Here is an 18,693-nt window from a genome sequence, read left to right as displayed (position 1 = left end):
TCCTCAGTGAGTATAGGGGCGGTGGAGCGGGATATCGCGGTTGAGCTCCACGCCAAAGCCCGGTTTGTCGAGCGCGGACGCGCGGATTCGGCCCTTTTCGGGGATGGGTTCGCCGAGCAGCTGCGGCGCGAACATCGGCACCACTTCGGTCGGTCCGGGGTGCATCATCAGGAACTCGGCGAACGGGCTGTTATGCCGGGTGATGACGAAGTGATAGGAATAGACCGAGGATCCGTGCGGCACGACCATCTTGCCCGCCGCATCGGCCAGCGCCGAGATCTTGAGCAGCTCGGTCACGCCGCCGCACCAGCCGACATCGGGCTGGATGATGTCGCAGCAGTCCATCTCGAGCAGCATGCGGAAACCCCAGCGCGTCGCCTCATGCTCGCCGGTGGTGACCAGCATGCCCTTGGGCACGTTGCGCTTCAGCTCGGCATAGCCCCAATAATCGTCGGGGCTGATCGCTTCCTCGATCCATTTCAGGCCATGTTCGTGGGCGCGGATGGCGAGACGGGTCGCGTAATTGACGTCGAGCGCCATCCAGCAATCGAGCATCAGCCAGAAATCCGGCCCGCATTTCGCGCGCATGTCGGCGAGCGCGGCGATATTCTTGTCGAGCCCTTCCTCGCCCTCGGCCGGGCCGTGGTGGAGGGGCAGCTTGCCGCCGATGAAGCCCATTTCCTTGGCGAGATCGGGCCGGGCGCCGGTGGCGTAGAATTGCAGCTCGTCACGCACCGCGCCGCCGAGCAGGTGATAGACCGGCTCCTGCCGCAGCCGCCCGAGCAGGTCCCACAAAGCGAGGTCGACGCCGGAGATGGCGTTCACCACCAGCCCCTTGCGGCCATAATATTGAGTCGAGAAATACATCTGGTCCCAGATCTTCTCATACTCGGTCGGGCTGCGGCCTTCGAGGAAGCGGGCGAGATGCTTCTCGACGATGAACGCCGCGGGCTCGCCGCCGGTCGTCACCGCAAAGCCGATCGTGCCGTCGTCCGCTTCGATCTCGACCACCAGGGTGCCGAGCACGTTGATGCCGAAACTGCGCCGCGACTGGCGATATTCGGGATAGCGGCTCATCGGCGTGGCGATGTGATCGTCGATCCAGTGGCCGTCGGCCTGGTCGTGATAATCGGCACCGCCGCCGCGCAGCACGAAGGCGCGGACATGCTTGATCCGGGGCAGGGTCATGCGGGCTCCACCGACGAACAAGCGCGCATAGCGTCGAGGATAGCTATAGGCACGGCGTACCAGCATTTGGTACGCAAGCATGCTGCCGAAAGCGGATCAGATTGCACGCCCCTCGCCTTCCTCTCTCGCGTTTTATCGCTTGATAAATTCCAGAATATGGGAAAGAATATTATTAGATGAGAAACGCTCCGTCAAATGCTGATTTGGATGAAAAACCGGCGGATGCGGCCGGCGATGCCAAATCCCAGCCCGGCAGCCAGACGCTGTTGCGCGGCCTGGACGTGATCGACGCGGTCATCGATGGCCCGATCACGCTTGCCGATCTCGCCGCGAAACTCGGGCTCACCCGCTCGACCACGCACCGGCTGGCGACCGCGCTGATCGACCGGCGCTACCTCACTTTCGTGCCGCGGCTCGGGTATCATTTCGGGCCCAAGCTGCTCGAACTCGGCTTCCATGCGCAGCAGCAGACCGATCTCGTCCAGGTCGCCCGGCTGCATCTCGAGGACCTTGCCGCCTCGACCGAGGACACGGTGCATCTCGGCGTGCTCGACAGCGAGCGGGCGCTCTATCTCGACAAGATCCCCGGTCGCCGGCGGGTCGAGATCAGCAGCCGCGTGGGTGATCGCCAGCCGCTCACCTCGACCGGCCTCGGCAAGGCGCTGCTGCTCGATGACGATGCGCGGCACTGGCGCAAGCTGTTCGAGGAGGATCAGGCCGCCGGCTCTCCGCCCGCGGATTATACGGTCTGGGAAGAACGGATGAAGCGCTATGTCGAGGTCGGCCGCGCGTTCGATCTGGAAGAGAATGAGGATCTGATCCGCTGCGTCGCGGCGCCGATCCGCGGCGTCAGTGGCCAGATCGTCGCGGCGATCAGCGTGTCGAGTGCGGCGCAATATATGGCGGACGAGCGCATGCAGGCGCTATCGGACGATGTCCGCGCAACCGCGATGGCGGTCAGCCGGGATCTCGGCTGGTCCGAGGGCGCTGTCCGCCGCACCCCGCCGCGATCGCGTCGATAGGAGAGGTTCGTGCTGCTTCAGGGCAAGACAATGCTCGTCACCGGCGGGTCGGCGGGGATCGGCCGCGCCGCCGCGATCGGCGCCGCGCGGCACGGCGCCGATGTGGCGATCAACTATCTGCACGACGATGACGGCGCGGCGAGCTGCGTCGCCGAGATCGAGGCGCTCGGTCGCCGCGCCTTTGCACTGCACGGCGACGTCGCCGATCCGGAGACCGCGAGCGCTTTCGTCGACGGCGCGGTGGCCGCGCTCGGCAAGGTCGATATCTTCGTCAACAATGCCGGCATCTGCCCGTTCCACGCCTTTCTCGACATGCCGGTCGAGACGTTCGAGCGCACGATGAAGGTCAATCTCCACGGCGCCTATTTCATGGTCCAGGCAGCCGCGAACCGAATGGTCGCGCAAGGCCATGGCGGCTCGATCGTCGCGGTCTCGTCGATCTCGGCCCTGGTCGGCGGCGAGTATCAGACGCACTACACGCCGACCAAGGCGGGCGTGCATTCGCTGATGCAGTCGGCCGCGATCGCGCTCGGCCGGCATGGCATCCGCTGCAATTCGGTGCTGCCCGGCACGATCCTCACGGACATCAACAAGCATGATCTCGCCGATCCGGCCAAGCGCGCCTATATGGAGGGACGTATCCCGCTGGGCCGGCTCGGCCAGCCCGACGATCTTGCCGGACCGATCGTCTTCCTCGCCTCCGATCTCGCAAACTATGTGACCGGGGCGGCTTTGCTGGTCGACGGCGGTGCGTTCGTGAACCTGCAATAAGGCGTGATTGAATGACCCTGTCGCTGTTCCGCATCGATCCCCATGATGGGGTCGCGACCGCGCTCCAGGATCTGGATGCCGGCACCGTCGCGACGGTTGGTGATGTCGAGGTGACGCTGCCGCAGGCGATCGGGCGCGGCCACAAGGTTGCGTTGCGCGCGCTTCATGCCGGCGATCCGGTACTGAAGTTCGGTTTCCCGATCGGCGTCGCTACCGCGGAAATCGCGCCGGGCGAGCATGTCCATGTCCATAATGTCTCGACCGCGCTGGCGACGAGCGGCGACTATGTCTGGCGCCCGCATGTCCATACGGCGGAGACCAGGGTCCCGGCCACGGGCTTTGCCGGCTATCGCCGCGCCGACGGCCGGGTCGGCACCCGCAACGAGATATGGATCATCCCGACGGTCGGCTGTGTCGGTCGCACCGCGCAGAAGATCGCCGAGATTGCCGGGCGCCGTCATGCTGATCGCATCGACGGCGTGCTCGCGCTGGCGCATCCATTCGGCTGTTCGCAGCTCGGCGACGATCTGGATGGCACGCGCTCGATCCTCGCCGCGCTTGCCGCGCATCCCAATGCCGGCGGCGTGCTGCTGGTCGGGCTTGGCTGCGAATCCAACCAGCTCGACCGGCTGCTGAGGGAGATCGATCCCGCGCTGCACGGCAAGATCCGCAGCGTCGCCGCGCAGGTCGCCGGCGACGAGATCGAGGAAGGCCTGGCCCTGGTCGACGAACTGGTCGAGCAAGTGGCGAAGGTCGAGCGGACCCAGGTACCGCTGTCGGATCTGGTGCTCGGCGTGAAATGCGGCGGGTCGGACGGCTTTTCGGGCCTCACCGCCAACCCGCTGGTGGGGCGGATGAGCGACGCGGTGACCCGGGCCGGCGGCACCGCGATCCTGACCGAGATCCCCGAGATCTTCGGCGCCGAGCAATTGCTGATGGACCGGGCCGCGGACGAGCAGGTGTTCGACGGCATCGGCGCGCTGGTCAACGACTTCAAACGCTATTTCACCGAGCATGGCGAGCCCGTCTCGGAGAACCCGTCGCCTGGCAACATCGCCGGCGGCATCTCCACGCTCGAGGAGAAGTCGCTCGGCGCCGTGCAGAAAGCCGGGCATGCGACCGTCACCGACGTCCGCCATTATGGCGAGCAGGTGCGCCGTACTGGCCTGACCCTGCTCGAAGCACCGGGCAACGACGCCGTCTCCTCGACCGCGCTCACTGCGGCGGGCGCGACGATCATCCTGTTCACCACCGGTCGCGGCACGCCGCTCGGTTTCCCCGCGCCGACGATCAAGATCGCCTCGAACACGCCGCTCGCCGAGCGCAAACCGAACTGGATCGATTTCGACGCCGGGCAGGTGCTCGAAAAGGGCATGGACCAGGCCGCCGATGCATTGCTCGACACGATCCGCGCCATCGCCTCGGGCAAGCAGACCGCGTCGGAACGGAACGGCGAACGCGAGATCGCGATCTGGAAGCGGGGCGTCACGCTTTGAAGGGTTTCTGGCTGGCGGCGCTGGCGCTGCTCGCGGGCGCGCCGGCCGCCGCGCAGCCGATCGACCGGCTTGCCTTGGTCAAGCGCCATGACGTGACGCTGACGAAGGTCGATCCGCATGCCCCGCTGATGCTGGGCAATGGCAGCATCGGTTTCACCGCCGACATCACCGGGCTGCAGACCTTCCCGGAGCACTATGCGAAGACCGCCCCGCTGCTGACCATGGCGCAATGGGCGTGGCACAGCTTCCCTAATCCGCATGGCTATAGCGAGAAGGACGGGCTGGTTCAGGTGTTCGTGCCCGGCGGCGGCACCCAGCCCTATTCCTACATGCGCGATTTCGATGCGTTGAAGACCAACCCGTCTTTGGTCTGGCTGCGCGAGAATCCGCACCGCTTCTCGCTCGGCCGCGTCGCGCTGGCGCTGAAGGGCAGGGACGGCAAACCCGCCCGGTTCGAGGCCCTGTCCGCCACCCGCCAGCATCTCGACCTCTGGACCGGCGCGCTCAACAGCAGCTTCCGCTTCGACGGTCAGGCAGTGACGGTGACGACGCGGGTCCATCCCGACCGCGACATGGTGATGGTCGAGATCCGCTCGCCCCTGGTCGCGCGCGGCCGGATCGGCGTCGACGTCCGCTATCCCGGCGTGTCGCATAACCTCAATCCCGATCCGTCGGACTATGGCGACGCGGCGGAGCGCAAGACGGTGATCCTCGCCCGCGGCCCCGGCTCGCTTATGCTGAGCAACGGGATCGACGACACGATCTATTATTCGGCGATCGCCGCGACCGGCGCGACCATCACCCAGGCCGGTCGGCACGAAGTCCATGTCGCCGCCCGGCGCGGCGACCGGCTGGTGGTGTTCGTCAGCTTCGACCAGGTGCGCAAACCCGCGCCCCGCATCGATTACGCCGCCGCCACCGCCGCCGTCTCAAAGCACTGGCGCAATTACTGGTCGAACGGCGGCATGATCGATTTCGCCGGCAGCACCGATCCGCGCGCGCCGGAACTCGAACGCCGCATCGTGCTGTCGCAATATCTCGCGGCGATCAACCAGGCGGGCGATGTGCCGCCGCAGGAGGAGGGGCTGTTCTCCAACAGCTGGAACGGCAAGTTTCATCTCGAGGTCCACCCCTGGCACGCCGGGCATTTCGCGCTCTGGGGCCGGCCGATGCTGCTCGAACGCTCCATGGCCTGGTATCTCGATCGCCTGCCCCAGGCGAAGGCCGAGGCAGCGCGCCACGGGGTGCAGGGCGCCTGGTGGACCAAGATGTCCGGGCCTGAAGGGCGCAACAGCCCGAGCCCGATCAACCCCTTCATCATGTGGCAGCAGCCGCACCCGATCTACATGGCTGAACTGCTCTACCGCGCGCATCCCGATGCCGCGACGCTCGCGCGCTATGGCGAGCTGGTCGACCAGACGGCGCGGCTGCTCGCCACCTGGCCGCGCTGGGACGAAGCGGGCAAGCGCTTCGTGCTCGGCCCGCCGATCATCCCGGTGCAGGAAAATCACGATCCGATGAAGACCGTGAACCCCGCATATGAAGTCGAATATTTCCGCTGGGGGCTGAAGACCGCCCAGGCCTGGCGCGAGCGCCGCGGGCTGAAGCGCGTGGCCGACTGGGACAGAGTGATCGACCTGCTCGGCCCGGTGCCGCAGCGCGACGGCCTGTATCTCCCCGTCGAGAGCGAACCCGATTTCTGGAAGAAGGTCGGGTCACCCGAATGCCGGCGCAATGCGATCGGGCATGATTGCCTCAACCGCGACCATCCGTCCTTCCTGATGGCCTATGGCGCGCTCGGCGGCGACCATGTCGACCGCGAGACGATGCGCCGCACGCTCCGCGCGGTCGAGGCCGACTGGGATCTGCGCCAGACCTGGGGCTGGGACTATCCGATGATCGCGATGACGGCGGCTCGGCTCGGCGAGCCGGAGACCGCGATCGACTGGCTGTTCCGCGACACCGCGAACAACCATTGGGGCGTTAGCGGCATGACCCCGCGCGCCGGCTTCGATCCGGCGGCGAAGGATGGCCCGGACGGCCCGGGCCATATCCGCGTCGCCGACACCTATTTCCCGTCCAATGGCGGCCTGTTGCTGGTGGCGGGCATGATGGCGGCGGGCTGGGACGGCTCAAGCGGTGTTGCGCCGGGCTTTCCGAAGCGCGGATGGCGCGTGCGCGCAGAGGGCATTCGCCCGCTGCCCTGATCCGCAGCACCGCATCTGTGTCTTGCCGGACACGCAATTCCAACTTTTGAACAGGCGTCCCAAAAGGTCGCGAATCGCGATTGACGCCCTACTTCTCATTCTGTAATATGCAGTCCCACAATATGAGAAATGCTGGCGTTCCAAAATGGTAGCGCTACCTTAGGGTTGGCTCCGGAAGGGTCGAAACACTCAGGAACGGCATCGCGGATCGAACGGACGAACAAGACCGGCAATCGGCGAACGACAGGGCCGCGCAAGCGGACGGGATAAACGGAGCGCCTCCTACGGGGAGGCCAAGAGGGGATGGAACTATGAAAGACACCCGGATCATCAGCCGCCGCGCGCGCTTCCTGTGCGGGTCGGCGCTCGTCGCCGCCGGCCTGAGCTTCGCCTCGGTCGCTTCGGCCCAGACCGCGGCACCCGTCATTGACCGGAGCGCGGTGCCCGCCGTTCCGTCGGACGAAGCGACGGTTGGGCAGGAGCAGGAAATCACCGTCACCGGTTCGCGCATCAAGCGCGCCGAGTTCGACGCCTCGACCCCGGTCAGCGTGCTCAGCGCCGAGGATGTGAAGCTCGCCGGCACGGTGAACATCGAAAAGCTGCTGAGCGATTCGCCGCAGTTCGTCGGTTCGCAAAATGGTGGCGCTACCTCGAACACGGTTCCGGGTGGTACGGCCGACGTCAACCTTCGCGGTTTCGGCGCGACGCGTAACCTGGTGCTGGTCAATGGCCGCCGCTTCGCGATCTACGGCCCCGACCAGGTCACCGATCTCAACACCATTCCGACTGCGCTGATCGCGCGGACCGAGGTGGTCACCGGCGGTTCGTCGGCGGTCTATGGTTCGGACGCGATCACCGGCGTCGTCAACTTCATCATGCGCAACGATTTCGAAGGGGTCGAGGCCAGGGCCCAGCTCAACTATGCCGCGCCGACCAGCACGCCGACCTACACTTTCGACGTCACGCTCGGCGGCAATTTCTCCGAAGGCCGCGGCAATCTGGTCGTCTCCGGCAATTATCTGAAGCGCGGCGCGATCACCCGCGGCGAGCGCGGCGACTTCGCCTATGATTCGCTGTCGGACGGCTGCATCGTGCCCGGCACCGGCAATGCCAATCATGCCGGCACGCCGTTCACCGTCCCCGGCGGCCAGACCTGCACCTCGGCCGGCGGCCAGCTCGGCTTCATCGCCGGCGGCAGCGGCGACATCCCCAATGGCCGCTTCTCGGGCCTCCCGACCTTCAGTGCCGCCAGCCCGGCCCTTCAGGCGGCCTATACCGCGGCGGGCCTTGGCGGTCTCGGCTCGCGCGGCTTCACCTTCAACAATGAAGGCACGGCCGCGCGCCCGGCGTTGACGCCGCAGGACGATTTCAACCTCGGCCCCGACAATTACCTGATCATCCCGCAGGAACGCTGGATGATCAACAGCTTCGGCCATTACGATTTCAGCGACAACATCACCGGCTATATGGAGCTGCATTACTCCAACAACCTGGTGAGCGCTCAGCTGGCGCCGAGCAATGTCGGCGTGCCGACCCTGTTCAACACCAACAACCCCTATCTGACGCCGCAGCTACGCGAGGTGTTCCGCCAGCTCGATCTCGCCGAAACCGGCACGACGACGGTGACCAGCGGTTCCGCGACGCGGACCACGACCCCGGGCGACGGGCTCGCGGTGGTGACGGCCGGCCGGCGCTATCTCGAGGTCGGCCGCCGCCAGGCCGATGCCCGCCGCAACACCTTCCGCGGCGCCTGGGGCTTCCGCGGCGATCTGGGCAGCGTGTCGGACAGTTTCCTGACCGATCTGTCGTACGACGTCTATTACACCTATGCCCGCACCGAAGAGACGACGCTGCTGCGCAACGCCATCTCGCGCAGCCGCCTTCAGGCGTCACTGCTCTCGGTCGGCGGTGCGGCCCCGGTCTGCAACATCTTCGGCCAGAACATCACCGCCGCCTGCGCCTCGGCGATCTCGATCAGCGCGACCAACTCGACCACGGCCGAGCTGCAGGTCGCCTCGGCCAACCTGACCGGCAACCTCTTCTCGCTGCCGGCCGGTCCGGTCGGCTTCTCGGCCGGTGTCGAATGGCGTGAATCGAGCGCGAAATTCAACCCTGACTCGTTCCTGTCGTCGGGCGACGTCGCCGGCTTCAACCCGGGCCTCGCGACCAGCGGCAGCGTTTCGGCCAAGGAAGTGTTCGGCGAACTCCGTGTACCGTTGATCCACGACACGCCGTTCATCGAGAAGCTGACCGCCAACGCCGCCTTCCGCTATTCGGATTACAGCCTGCAGGGCATCGGCGGGGTGTGGACCTATCTTGGCGGGCTCGACTGGCGCGTGAACAGGGACATCGCCTTTCGCGGCCAATATCAGCGCGCGATCCGCGCGCCGAACGTCAACGAGCTGTTCGGCGGCACCAGCCGTGTCGTCGGCACGGCGACCGATCCCTGCTCGGATCGCGTGCCGGTCGCGCAGCAGACGGCGGCGGTTCGCGCGGTCTGCATCGCGAACGGCGTGCCCGCGGCGGCGGTGTTCACCGCCGGCGTCCAGCCGAACAGCATCATCCCGGCCGATTTCGGCGGCAACCCGAATGTCGGCGAGGAGAAATCCGACACCTTCACCGCCGGCGTCGTGCTGACCCCGGGCTTCGCGAAGGGCCTCTATATCAGCGTCGACTATTTCAACATCACGCTTGACGGGGCGATCTCGCCGCTCGGCGGCGGCCTCGCCAACACCCTGAACCTCTGCTTCAACGTGATCCAGGATGCGAGCAGCGAATATTGCCAGGCGATCAAGCGCGATCCGAATTCGGGCGCGATCAACGATCCCTATGTCGCGCAGATCCGCAACGCCAATACGGGGTCGCTCAAGACCTCGGGCGTGGATTTCGCGGCGCGCTATCACCTCAATGCCGGGTTCGGCTTTCCGGGTCTGAGCGACACGAGTTCGTTCGATTTCAGCACCAATTTCACCTGGCTCGACGAGTTCACCTCGACTCCGGTCGCGGCGTTCCCCAACATCAAGAATTATTGCGCCGGTGCCTTCGGCACGACCTGCGGCCAGCCGTTGCCGAAATGGCGCGGCACGTCGCGGGTGACCTGGAATCTCGGGGATCTCAGCCTCAGCGTGCGGCATCGCTATATCGGCCCGGTCACGACCGATCGCTATCTGCTGCCGTTGCGCTCCGGCGCGGCGAACGCGCCGGCCCTGAACAGCTTCGCCTATCCGAAGCTCGGGGCGCAGAATTACTTTGACCTCTCCTTCAGCCTGGACGTGATGAAGAGCCTGCAATTCTATGGCGGCGCGAACAATGTGTTCGGCCGGCAGCCTCCGGTCTCGACCCAGGGCCCAAGCGCGAATACCTTCGCCGCGACCTATGACGTGATCGGCACCGAGCTCTTCATCGGCGCCCGCGTGAAGTTCTAAAAGAAGGATCGGGGAAGAGGCGGGGCCGTCGCTTCCCCTTTTCGATTGCAGGGAGGCTCAATGACGCTCGATCGCCGTTCGATGATCCTGGGCGGATCGGCCGCTCTGACCGCGGCGGCGGGCGCCAGCCCGGCGCTGGCCGCCGAACGACAGGGCGGGCCTCTCCCGATCGCCGGCACGGCAGGCTGGGTCGATGTCCGCCGGTTCGGCGCGAAGGGCGACGGCACGACGATCGATTCGATCGCGATCAACAAGGCGATCGATTTTGCCGCGGCGCGGGGCGGCGGCACGGTGTTTTTCCCGGCCGGCACCTATGCCAGTTACACCATCCGCCTCAAGAGCCGGATCACGCTCCATCTCGATCAGGGCGCGACGATCCTCGCGGCGCCCGCGCCGATAACGGGCAGCGGCGGCTACGACCATGCCGAGCCGATCGGCGATCACGGCGCGTACCAGGATTTCGGCCATGGCCATTGGCGCAACAGCCTGATCTGGGGCGAAGGGCTGCACGATATCGCGATCGTCGGATCGGGCCTGATCTGGGGCAAGGGCCTCGGTCGCGGCGACGGCAAGGACAAGTATCTCAGCGACCCGAACGGCCCGGGCACCGGCAACAAGGCGATCGCGCTGAAGCTGTGCCGCAACGTGCTGCTGCGCGATTTCCAGGTGCTCGAAGGCGGCTGGTTCGCATTGCTCGCGACCGCCGTCGACAATCTGACGATCGACAATCTGCTGGTCGACACCAACCGCGACGGCTTCGATATCGATTGTTGCCGCGGCGTGCGCATCACCAATTGCACGATCAATTCGCCCTGGGACGATGCGATCTGCCCCAAGAGCAGCTTCGCGCTCGGCTATCCGCGCGACACCGAGGATCTGATGATCGCCAATTGCCTGGTCACCGGCAATTACGTGATCGGATCGGTGATCGACGGCACCTGGAAGAAGATGCCCGCGTCTTTCGCCAATACGGTGCACGGCCGGATCAAGTTCGGCACGGAATCGAATGGCGGCTTCAAGAAGATCACGATCAGCAATTGCGTGTTCGACGACAGCCAGGGCCTTGCGCTGGAGACGGTCGACGGGGCGAATTTCGAGGATGTGACGGTCACCAACGTCACGATGCGCGGCAGCTTCAGCTCGCCGATCTTCATGCGGCTGGGCCGGCGCATGCGCGGGCCGAAGGGCACGCCGATCGGCACATTGAAGCGCGTGCTGATCACCAATATCGTCAGCTCGGGGGCCGGCTGGCTGCCCTCGATCCTGGCGGGCATTCCCGGCCATCCGATCGAGGATGTGAAGATCAGCGACGTCTTCCTCCACCAGATCGGCGGCGCGCCGGCCACGATGGCGATACTCCGCCCGCCGCTCAACGAGCTGGCCTATCCCGAGCCCAATATGTTCGGCGATGTGCCCGCGACCGGATTCTTTATCCGCGACGTGCGCAATATCGAGATGAGCAATGTCGAGATCGCGGTGGAGAAGGCCGATCCGCGCGCGGCCTTCTATCTCAACGATGTGACGGAGGCGGATTTCTTCCGCCTGCGCGTACCCAGGGGCGAGAGCTTCGTGCTCGACCGGGTGACGAACTTCCGCAGCTTCGGCAGCCGCTGGCTGAAGGACCGGGTGGTCGACGGGCTGGTATCCGATCGATTCTGAGAAGCGAGACGCTCTTCCCAAACTCAACCCCTCCCCTTCAGGGGAGGGGCAAGGGGTGGGGCAGCGGCGGGCAGGGGTCGATCCCCTGCACGACGCTTCGAACTGGGAGAGACGAGTCTCTGTAAGCGCGCAGACGCGCGCCCACCCCCAAACCCCTCCCCCGAAGAGGAGGGGCTGAAGTAGGATCAGGCGGCAACCACTTCCTTGATCGCCTCACGATAACGCGGCGCAACCTCGCGGCTGGACAGTTTCCCGTCCATCGCCAGACGCGCGGCCTCATAAGCCTCCCACTGGCCCTCATCGGCAAGCGGCGGAATGGTGATCGTCTCGCCCTTGTCGAACCCGAGCAGCGCGGCGTCGACCAGATGGTCAGCTTCCATCACCCAATCGGCCGGGAAGCTGTCGACATCCTTGCCCGACCGCGCCCAGATCTCGGTACGCGTCGCGCCGGGCAGCACGGCCTGCACCCGCACGCCCTGCGGCTCGAGCTGCCTGGCCAGCGACTTGCTGAGGTTCAGCACATAGGCCTTGGAGCCGCTATAGACGCCGTCGAACATCTCCGGGAGCAGCGCCAGCACCGAGGCGATGTTGATGATCCCGCCACTCTTGCGCGCGGCGAATGCCTTGCCCGCGGCGGCGGCGAGCAGGGTCGGCGCGGTGATGTTGAGCGCGATCAGCTTCTCGACCTGGGCGACCTCGCTGTCGAGCAGGCCGCCATTGAGCGACATGCCGGCATTGTTGACCAGCAGGGTGATCGTGGCATCCGACGCGAGGCGATCTTCGACCTTCGCCACATCGGCGCGGTCGGTCAGGTCGGCAGGCAGCACATCGATCGTGCGGCCGGTTTCGGCGCCGAGCTTCGCGGCGAGCGCCTCCATGCGTCCGGCATCGCGGGCCACGAGGATCAGGTCATAGCCACGGCGGGCGAGGCGGTCGGCATAGACGGCGCCGAGCCCAGTCGATGCGCCGGTGATGAGGGCAGTGCCCGGAGTCGAAGTCGTCATGATGTGTCTCCTTGCTCGACCCGGCATGCGCGAGAAGATGCGCCGCCGAGTGACTTGCACAATGATAGGAACTTGACTATCATTGTGCAATGGACGCTGAAAAATATTCCAACGGGCCCTGCCCAATCGCGCGGGGCCTCTGCCATGTCGGTGATGCGTGGAGCATGCTGATCCTGCGTGACGCGGGCGGTGGTGCGACTCGTTTCGACCAGTTCCAGAAGAATCTGGGCATTGCGCCCAATATCCTGACGCGCCGGCTGACCGCGCTGGTCGAGGGCGGCCTGCTCGAACGCCGCCGCTACAGCGAGCACCCGCCGCGCGACGAATATCTGTTGACCGATGCGGGTCGCGATTTCCTGCCGGTGCTGTTCGCCTTCGGTGCCTGGGGCGCCCGGCATTTCGGCGATGCCCCGGTCTCGTATCTGGTCGATAATGGCAGCGGGGCGTCGGTCGACGCGGTCGTGGTCGATCGGGCGACTGGCACGCCATTGTCCGATCTCGACCTTCGCGTCGTGCAGCCCGGGGCCTGACGGCGGGCTGGTCAGGCCCGACACGATCCGCCATCAATCGGCGGGATGACGATCGACTCCCTTATCGCCGATTATGGCCTGGCCGCGATCTTCCTCGGCGCCGGGATCGAGGGCGAAACCTGCGTCATTGCCGGCGGCGTGCTGGCGCACCGGCATCTGCTGCCCTTATGGGCGGTGTGGCTCGCGGCGGCATCGGGCTCGTTCGTCGCCGACCAGCTGTTCTTCGCCTCGGGTCGCTATTTCCGCGATCATCCGCGCGTCCGGCGCATGGCCGCGAAGCCCGGCTTCGCCAGGGCGCTGGTCACCTTGGAGCGGCATCCCGTGCTGTTCGTGATGGGCTTCCGCTTCCTCTACGGCCTGCGCACCGTCAGCCCGATCGCGATCGGCACGTCGCATATCCGCACGCGCACCTTCCTGGCACTCAACGCGCTTGCCGCCGCGATCTGGGCGGCCCTGTTCACCGGCATCGGCTATGGGTTCGGCGGCGGCATCGAGCGGTTGTTCGGCGGCGTGCTGTCGGCCGACCGTCTCGTCCCGATCGCCGCGGTCGTGCTCGTCGCGCTGATCGCCATCGCCCAGGTCGTGCGCTGGTCGCACCACCGCTATGCCGACCGGTGCGAACGCACCGCCGGCGCGGCGCGGCAGGTCAGCTGATCAGCATCCCCGCCAGCGCTGCGCTCATCAGGTTCGCCAGGCTGCCCGCGATCAGCGCGCGGACGCCGAGCTTGGCGATCATCGGGCGCTGGTTGGGGGCGAGGCTGCCCGTCACCGCCATCTGGATCGCGATCGACGAGAAATTGGCGAAGCCGCACAAGGCGAAGGTGATCACCGCGATCGTGCGCGGGCTCAAACCCTGCTGCGCGCCGAGCGAGATATAGGCGACGAATTCGTTGAGCACGATCTTCTGCCCGAACAGGCCGCCGGCGATCTGCGCCTCGTCCCATGGCACGTTGAGCAGATACATCACCGGCGCGAAGACATAGCCGAGCAGCCCCTGGAAGCTCAGCGTCGGATAACCGAACCAGGCGCCGATCCCGCCAAGGATGCCGTTGGCCAGCGCGACCAGCGCGACGAACGCCAGCACCATCGCGCCGACGGCGACGGCCAGCTTCACGCCGGTCTGGGCGCCCTGCGCCGCCGCCATGATGATGTTGGCGGGCTTTTCCTCGTCATGGCTCGCCTCGGCGATATGGATCACCTCGGCCTCGGGATCATCGCCGAGCGGAAGCTGGTCGAACGGCGCCTCCTTCACATCGGGCATCATGATCTTGGCCATCAGGATGCCGCCGGGCGCCGCCATGAAGCTCGCCGCGAGCAGATATTCGATGCGGATGCCCATCGAGGCATAGGCGGCGAGGATGGTGCCGGCGACGCCGGCCATGCCGCTGGTCATCACGGTGAACAGCTGGGCCGGGGTCAGGGCGGCGAGATAGGGGCGGATGACCAAAGGGGATTCGCTCTGGCCGACGAAGATGTTCGCTGCCGCGCAGAGCGATTCGACCTTGGACACGCCGATCACCCATTCGATCGCGCCGCCGATCCAGCGCACGACGAGCTGCATGATGCCGAGATAATAAAGGATCGAGACGAGGGCGGCGAAGAAGATGATCACGGGCAGCGCCTGGATCGCGAAATTCTTGCCGAGCGGATCGGCGGCGAGGCTGCCGAACAGGAAGCTGGTGCCGGCATTGGCATAGCCGAGCAGATTGGCGACGCCGGTCGACATGAATTCCAGCGTGCGCACGCCCGCCGGCACCTTGAGCACCAGGATGGCGATGCCGGCCTGGAGCAGGAACGCCGCGCCGACCACGCGCAGGCGGATCGCGCGGCGGTTGCTCGACAGCACAAAGGCGATGCCGAGGATGACCGCGATGCCCGCGATGCCGATGAGGAAATGGTTCATAAGTGGCGCCCCGCCCTGCCAAAACTGGTAACACTGCCCGATAGGCATGCGGGGATGCACCATACAGGGCGGAAGCGATTGGGCTAGTGGCGGTTTGACGTGCGCGTAAAAGGCGGTAGCGTCATGGCGATGAACCAGACCGCCCCCGCGATCCCGCGCTCGCTCTTCGTCTATTCGATCTTCTATGGCGGCATGGTCTGCATCGCGGGTGTGCTCGGGGTGAAGCAGGTCGCGCTCGGGCCGCTCGCGGTCGAAGCGGGGATCTTCGGCTTCCTGCTGCTGGTGGTGATGGGCAGCGCGGTGACCGAACTTCACGGCCGCAAGGCGGGCGACATGCTGGTCCGTTTCGGCTTCGTGCCGCTGATCGTCTCGGCCTTGCTGATCCAGCTCGTGCTGGCATTGCCGACCGACCCGGGCATGTATCCGCCAGCGGTCGATGCCTTCCCGATCGTCGTCGGGCAGAGCGCGCGGATGATGATCGCCGGGCTGATCTCCTACGGCACGTCGCAGACGCTCAACATCTTCATCTTCTCGAAGCTCAGGCGCGACACCGGCAAGCTGCTCTGGCTGCGCGGCATGATCGCCAGCATCGTCAGCCAGGTGGTCGACACCGTGCTGTTCATCTCGATCTCCTTCTACGGAGAGCGCCCGATCCTCGGGCTGATGGGCGGCCAGATGCTCGCCAAAATCGTGCTGTCGATCGTGCTGGTGCCGTTCCTGATCACCTTCTTCGTGTGGCTGGGGCGTAGGCTGGATGCGCGCCAAACCCCTCTCGCGTAGCGGCTACCGGATTCACCCATCGAGTGTGGGGGCCAGGATATGGGCGGATCCCATGGCTGCCCGGATGACGATGGGGCCTGGCCCTATTTGAGGGAATTGACATAAAGCCGGAGCGCTTCCAGCTTCTCGGCGTCGATCACCTTGGGCGAATAGGGCGGCATCTCTTCAGCGGGATGACGAAGCTGACGCCGGAACGCCTCGTCGCTATAGGTCTTGCCGGCCAGGCGGGCCCCGGAATTGCCCCCTTGGCCGACATAGCCGTGGCAGGCTGCGCATCCGGTTGCCTCGAAAATCACCTGACCCTGCGAGCGCGCCGGAAGTGCGACGCCGGCAGAAGGCAGCAGGGCGGCACTCGCAGGCAGAACGAGAATGAGATACCCGGGAAATTGCTTTGCCATCCTCACCAAATCCTCATCGTGGCTGGGTCAGAACGTCGATCAGTGCCGGCGCGCCGCCCTTCACGACCTCGATCGCGCGTCGTAGCGCGCCCGCCAGTTTGCCGGGCGAGTCGATCGGCCCCATGGACCATACGCCCATTGCCTGGGCCAACTTGGCGAAGTTCACCGCGGGATCGTCGATCAGCGTGCCGATGCCGGCCCGGTCGATGCCGCGTTCCCGCCGATCCGCCATGCGCTGAACGTGCATCACCTCCTGGTGATAAGCCCGATTATTGTGCACGATCGTCAACAAGGGGATCTTGTGGTGCGCCGCGGTCCAGAGCGCCCCCGGGGCGTACAGCAAATCTCCGTCGCCCTGGATGTTGACGACGAGCCGGCCGGAACCCCGGTGCCCGAGTGCCACGCCCGTGGCGATGCCGATCCCCGATCCGACGCCGGCCGCACCAAGTGAGCCCGTATAGTGATGCGGCTTGTTGATGTCCCACAGTCGGTGCGGCCAGCCGGAAACGGAATTGGCGTGGCTGGCCAATACCCAATCCTCGTCCTTGATGGCGTTCCAGATTTCACCGCACAACCGTGCCGTGCTGACAGGCTGGGCATCCCATCCGAAACGCGCTTCGACGCGACTGCGCTCGCGCAACGCTTCGAAGGTAGACTTCAGCCCCTCGCCGCGCTCGGTCATCGCTGCCTTGCGTCCCGGGGTGATCCGCCGCCTTATGGCGTCGATCAGCGAGGGAAGCGTAGCCTCCGCATCGCCTTCCACCGCGAGCGTCACACCGACATAGCGCTGAAAATTCTGGTAGTTCGCCTTGATGGCGGTAGTGCCGGTGCCGATGGAATAGATGTGCACGCCCGGTTGCGTCGCGGGCTTCCACGGGCTGCCTTGCTGGTCGCTAAGACGGTTGACCGCGCCCCACAGGTCTATGGGTTCGAGCGCAAGTATCACGTCGGCCTTGGCGACTAGAGCGCGCAGCCGCTGGCTGTGATTGAACGGGTGATCGGAAGGAAAGTTGTTGCGCTCGGCCGAGTCCGCCACGGGCGCCTGCAGCAACTCCGCGAGTTCCACCAAAAGCGGCATTCCGGCATCCGTTCGCGCATAGCGATGCGCCAGGATGACGGGGTTTTCTGCCTGGACCAGGGCCTCGGCCAGCGTCTCGACAGCCTTGGCGGCGCCAACCGGGAGCGATGCGGTGGCAAGCGGGGGAATGGCGAACCGCCCTTCGGGCTTGAACTTGTTTTCCTGCAGATCCTCGTCGACCATGATGAGGACGGGGCCCATCGGAACATCGGTTGCGATCTTGTATCCGCGCACGGTCGATTCCGCGAAATGCTGCATCGAAATGGGCTGATCGTCCCATTTGGTGAAGTCCCGCACCGTCACGGCATTGTCCTGCGCGGAATGGAGCCACTCCAGATTGGGCCGGCGTGACGCCGCGTCCAGGGAAGCGCCCGCGAACATCATCACCGGCATGCAGTCGACAAAGGCGTTGTAGATCGGCATCGCGGCATGCTGCAGACCGACGGTCGCATGCACCATGACGGCCATCGGCTTGCCGGTCGCGCGCGCAAAGCCGGTCGCCATGGCGACCGACGTCTCCTCATGAAGGCAGGTCAGAAGCTCGGGCGCTTCGTTCCTGCCATAGTTGACGATCGATTCGTGCAGGCCGCGGAACGAAGATCCGGGGTTCGCGGCGATGTATTTGATGCCGAGCGATTTGATGACATCGACCATCACGTCCGATCCGGGATCCGTGACGAAGAGATCGGGGCGCTCCTCGGGCGGAATGAATTCGCGCGAGCCGGGTATCGGCGGGACCATGGGTGGCGGTGCCGTCTGCTGGGCGAGAAGTGGTGCCTCGGGCGCAAACGCGGCGAGGACGCTCCCGGTCAACGCCGTCTTGAGGATCTGCCGCCGTCCCGGCAGGGTTTCCCGCGGGCTGGTTTCGCTCCTTTTCGAGCCCATCAGCGCGCACCTTCCTTCACCACGATCGCCGCGCCATTGGCTGGCGAAAGCGTTTCTCCCACAGGCCATTGTCCATTTTCGGAAAGGAGGAACGCCACCATGTCGAGGCTCTGCGCATTGGTGAGCGATCCGGGATCGGCGACCGGCATGTTCAGCCGGATCCAGTTCGCGAGGTCGGTCGCCGTTGTCGGCTTGCCGGGTTTTTTCGAGGAGGTGAGCTTGAGGGGCCGCAGCGCCGGAGCAACACCGCCCTGCAGCTGCGCGCCGTGACAATCGGCACAGCGGACGCGATAGCTTTCCTCCCCTCGCGCCGCTTGGCTTGAGGGAGGGGCGGCGGTCACCATGGT

At 65.8% G+C, this 18,693-nt stretch carries 15 protein-coding genes; 9 read left to right on the top strand and 6 right to left on the bottom strand.

All coding sequences use genetic code 11. From position 1 onward, the window contains the following. Positions 1-3 precede the first annotated feature (3 nt). On the bottom strand, positions 4-1,188 hold the full coding sequence (rhmD, locus tag AC1RT8_RS14190; protein ID WP_493076529.1) for an L-rhamnonate dehydratase: 1,185 nt from the start codon (positions 1,186-1,188) through the stop codon (positions 4-6). Between the two features lie 176 nt (positions 1,189-1,364). On the opposite strand from rhmD, the gene AC1RT8_RS14185 reads away from it, so the two are divergent. The 6 genes from AC1RT8_RS14185 (at position 1,365) to AC1RT8_RS14160 (ending at position 11,768) form a co-directional block, all read left to right on the top strand. After that, complete coding sequence (locus AC1RT8_RS14185; RefSeq protein ID WP_493076305.1) at positions 1,365-2,210, top strand: IclR family transcriptional regulator; 846 nt, start codon at positions 1,365-1,367, stop codon at positions 2,208-2,210. 9 nt (positions 2,211-2,219) lie between these two features. Then, positions 2,220-2,981, top strand: a complete 762-nt coding sequence (gene lra1, locus AC1RT8_RS14180) for an L-rhamnose 1-dehydrogenase Lra1 (RefSeq protein WP_493076304.1) — start codon at positions 2,220-2,222, stop codon at positions 2,979-2,981. An 11-nt stretch (positions 2,982-2,992) separates the two neighbouring features. After that, complete coding sequence (locus AC1RT8_RS14175) at positions 2,993-4,477, top strand: UxaA family hydrolase (protein WP_493076303.1); 1,485 nt, start codon at positions 2,993-2,995, stop codon at positions 4,475-4,477. After that, positions 4,474-6,684, top strand: coding sequence for a hypothetical protein (locus tag AC1RT8_RS14170; protein ID WP_493076302.1), 2,211 nt, complete (start codon positions 4,474-4,476; stop codon positions 6,682-6,684). The genes AC1RT8_RS14175 and AC1RT8_RS14170 overlap by 4 nt, the downstream gene beginning before the upstream one ends. A gap of 311 nt (positions 6,685-6,995) precedes the next feature. Beyond that, entirely contained in the window at positions 6,996-10,109 is a 3,114-nt protein-coding gene (locus tag AC1RT8_RS14165; protein WP_493076301.1) for a TonB-dependent receptor domain-containing protein, read from the top strand. A 60-nt stretch (positions 10,110-10,169) separates the two neighbouring features. After that, complete coding sequence (locus tag AC1RT8_RS14160) at positions 10,170-11,768, top strand: rhamnogalacturonidase (protein ID WP_493076300.1); 1,599 nt, start codon at positions 10,170-10,172, stop codon at positions 11,766-11,768. Between the two features lie 185 nt (positions 11,769-11,953). Here AC1RT8_RS14160 and AC1RT8_RS14155 read toward each other — a convergent pair whose 3' ends face one another. Next, positions 11,954-12,772 carry an SDR family NAD(P)-dependent oxidoreductase gene (locus AC1RT8_RS14155; RefSeq protein ID WP_493076299.1) on the bottom strand — a complete coding sequence of 273 codons (819 nt, stop codon included), beginning with the start codon at positions 12,770-12,772 and terminating at the stop codon, positions 11,954-11,956. 89 nt (positions 12,773-12,861) lie between these two features. Between AC1RT8_RS14155 and AC1RT8_RS14150 the strand changes: the two genes are divergently transcribed. Continuing rightward, entirely contained in the window at positions 12,862-13,302 is a 441-nt protein-coding gene (locus AC1RT8_RS14150) for a winged helix-turn-helix transcriptional regulator (RefSeq protein ID WP_493076298.1), read from the top strand. 45 nt (positions 13,303-13,347) lie between these two features. Then, entirely contained in the window at positions 13,348-13,956 is a 609-nt protein-coding gene (locus AC1RT8_RS14145) for a DedA family protein (protein ID WP_493076297.1), read from the top strand. Here AC1RT8_RS14145 and AC1RT8_RS14140 read toward each other — a convergent pair. Further along, positions 13,949-15,205, bottom strand: a complete 1,257-nt coding sequence (locus tag AC1RT8_RS14140) for a NupC/NupG family nucleoside CNT transporter (protein WP_493076296.1) — start codon at positions 15,203-15,205, stop codon at positions 13,949-13,951. The two genes, AC1RT8_RS14145 and AC1RT8_RS14140, sit on opposite strands and share 8 nt — an antisense overlap. 129 nt (positions 15,206-15,334) lie before the next feature. On the opposite strand from AC1RT8_RS14140, the gene AC1RT8_RS14135 reads away from it, so the two are divergent. Continuing rightward, the gene (locus AC1RT8_RS14135; RefSeq protein ID WP_493076295.1) at positions 15,335-15,985 is read left to right on the top strand and encodes a queuosine precursor transporter; all 651 of its coding nucleotides are present in this window, start codon (positions 15,335-15,337) and stop codon (positions 15,983-15,985) included. An 83-nt stretch (positions 15,986-16,068) separates the two neighbouring features. Here the strand turns inward: AC1RT8_RS14135 and AC1RT8_RS14130 are convergent, their stop codons facing one another. From AC1RT8_RS14130 to AC1RT8_RS14120, 3 genes are all read right to left on the bottom strand, one after another. Beyond that, entirely contained in the window at positions 16,069-16,383 is a 315-nt protein-coding gene (locus AC1RT8_RS14130; RefSeq protein WP_493076528.1) for a c-type cytochrome, read from the bottom strand. A gap of 13 nt (positions 16,384-16,396) precedes the next feature. Next, the gene (locus tag AC1RT8_RS14125) at positions 16,397-18,115 is read right to left on the bottom strand and encodes a thiamine pyrophosphate-binding protein (RefSeq protein ID WP_493076527.1); all 1,719 of its coding nucleotides are present in this window, start codon (positions 18,113-18,115) and stop codon (positions 16,397-16,399) included. A gap of 230 nt (positions 18,116-18,345) precedes the next feature. Then, the gene (locus AC1RT8_RS14120; protein ID WP_493076294.1) at positions 18,346-18,690 is read right to left on the bottom strand and encodes a c-type cytochrome; all 345 of its coding nucleotides are present in this window, start codon (positions 18,688-18,690) and stop codon (positions 18,346-18,348) included. Positions 18,691-18,693 lie beyond the last annotated feature (3 nt).

The organism is Sphingomonas sp. GW821-FHT10F11 (assembly GCF_058809095.1).
The sequence above is the reverse complement of the archived record's forward strand: the minus strand, read 5'-3'. Positions and strand labels throughout refer to the sequence as shown.

Coding starts and splice junctions, on each gene's coding strand:
- rhmD (WP_493076529.1), bottom strand. CDS start 1,188: ATGACCCTGCCCCGGATCAAGCATGTCCGCGCCTTCGTGCTGCGCGGC.
- AC1RT8_RS14160 (WP_493076300.1), top strand. CDS start 10,170: ATGACGCTCGATCGCCGTTCGATGATCCTGGGCGGATCGGCCGCTCTG.
- AC1RT8_RS14125 (WP_493076527.1), bottom strand. CDS start 18,115: ATGGTCGATGTCATCAAATCGCTCGGCATCAAATACATCGCCGCGAAC.
- AC1RT8_RS14185 (WP_493076305.1), top strand. CDS start 1,365: ATGAGAAACGCTCCGTCAAATGCTGATTTGGATGAAAAACCGGCGGAT.
- AC1RT8_RS14165 (WP_493076301.1), top strand. CDS start 6,996: ATGAAAGACACCCGGATCATCAGCCGCCGCGCGCGCTTCCTGTGCGGG.
- AC1RT8_RS14175 (WP_493076303.1), top strand. CDS start 2,993: ATGACCCTGTCGCTGTTCCGCATCGATCCCCATGATGGGGTCGCGACC.
- AC1RT8_RS14150 (WP_493076298.1), top strand. CDS start 12,862: ATGGACGCTGAAAAATATTCCAACGGGCCCTGCCCAATCGCGCGGGGC.
- AC1RT8_RS14155 (WP_493076299.1), bottom strand. CDS start 12,772: ATGACGACTTCGACTCCGGGCACTGCCCTCATCACCGGCGCATCGACT.
- AC1RT8_RS14140 (WP_493076296.1), bottom strand. CDS start 15,205: ATGAACCATTTCCTCATCGGCATCGCGGGCATCGCGGTCATCCTCGGC.
- AC1RT8_RS14120 (WP_493076294.1), bottom strand. CDS start 18,690: ATGGTGACCGCCGCCCCTCCCTCAAGCCAAGCGGCGCGAGGGGAGGAA.
- AC1RT8_RS14145 (WP_493076297.1), top strand. CDS start 13,348: ATGACGATCGACTCCCTTATCGCCGATTATGGCCTGGCCGCGATCTTC.
- AC1RT8_RS14135 (WP_493076295.1), top strand. CDS start 15,335: ATGAACCAGACCGCCCCCGCGATCCCGCGCTCGCTCTTCGTCTATTCG.
- AC1RT8_RS14130 (WP_493076528.1), bottom strand. CDS start 16,383: ATGGCAAAGCAATTTCCCGGGTATCTCATTCTCGTTCTGCCTGCGAGT.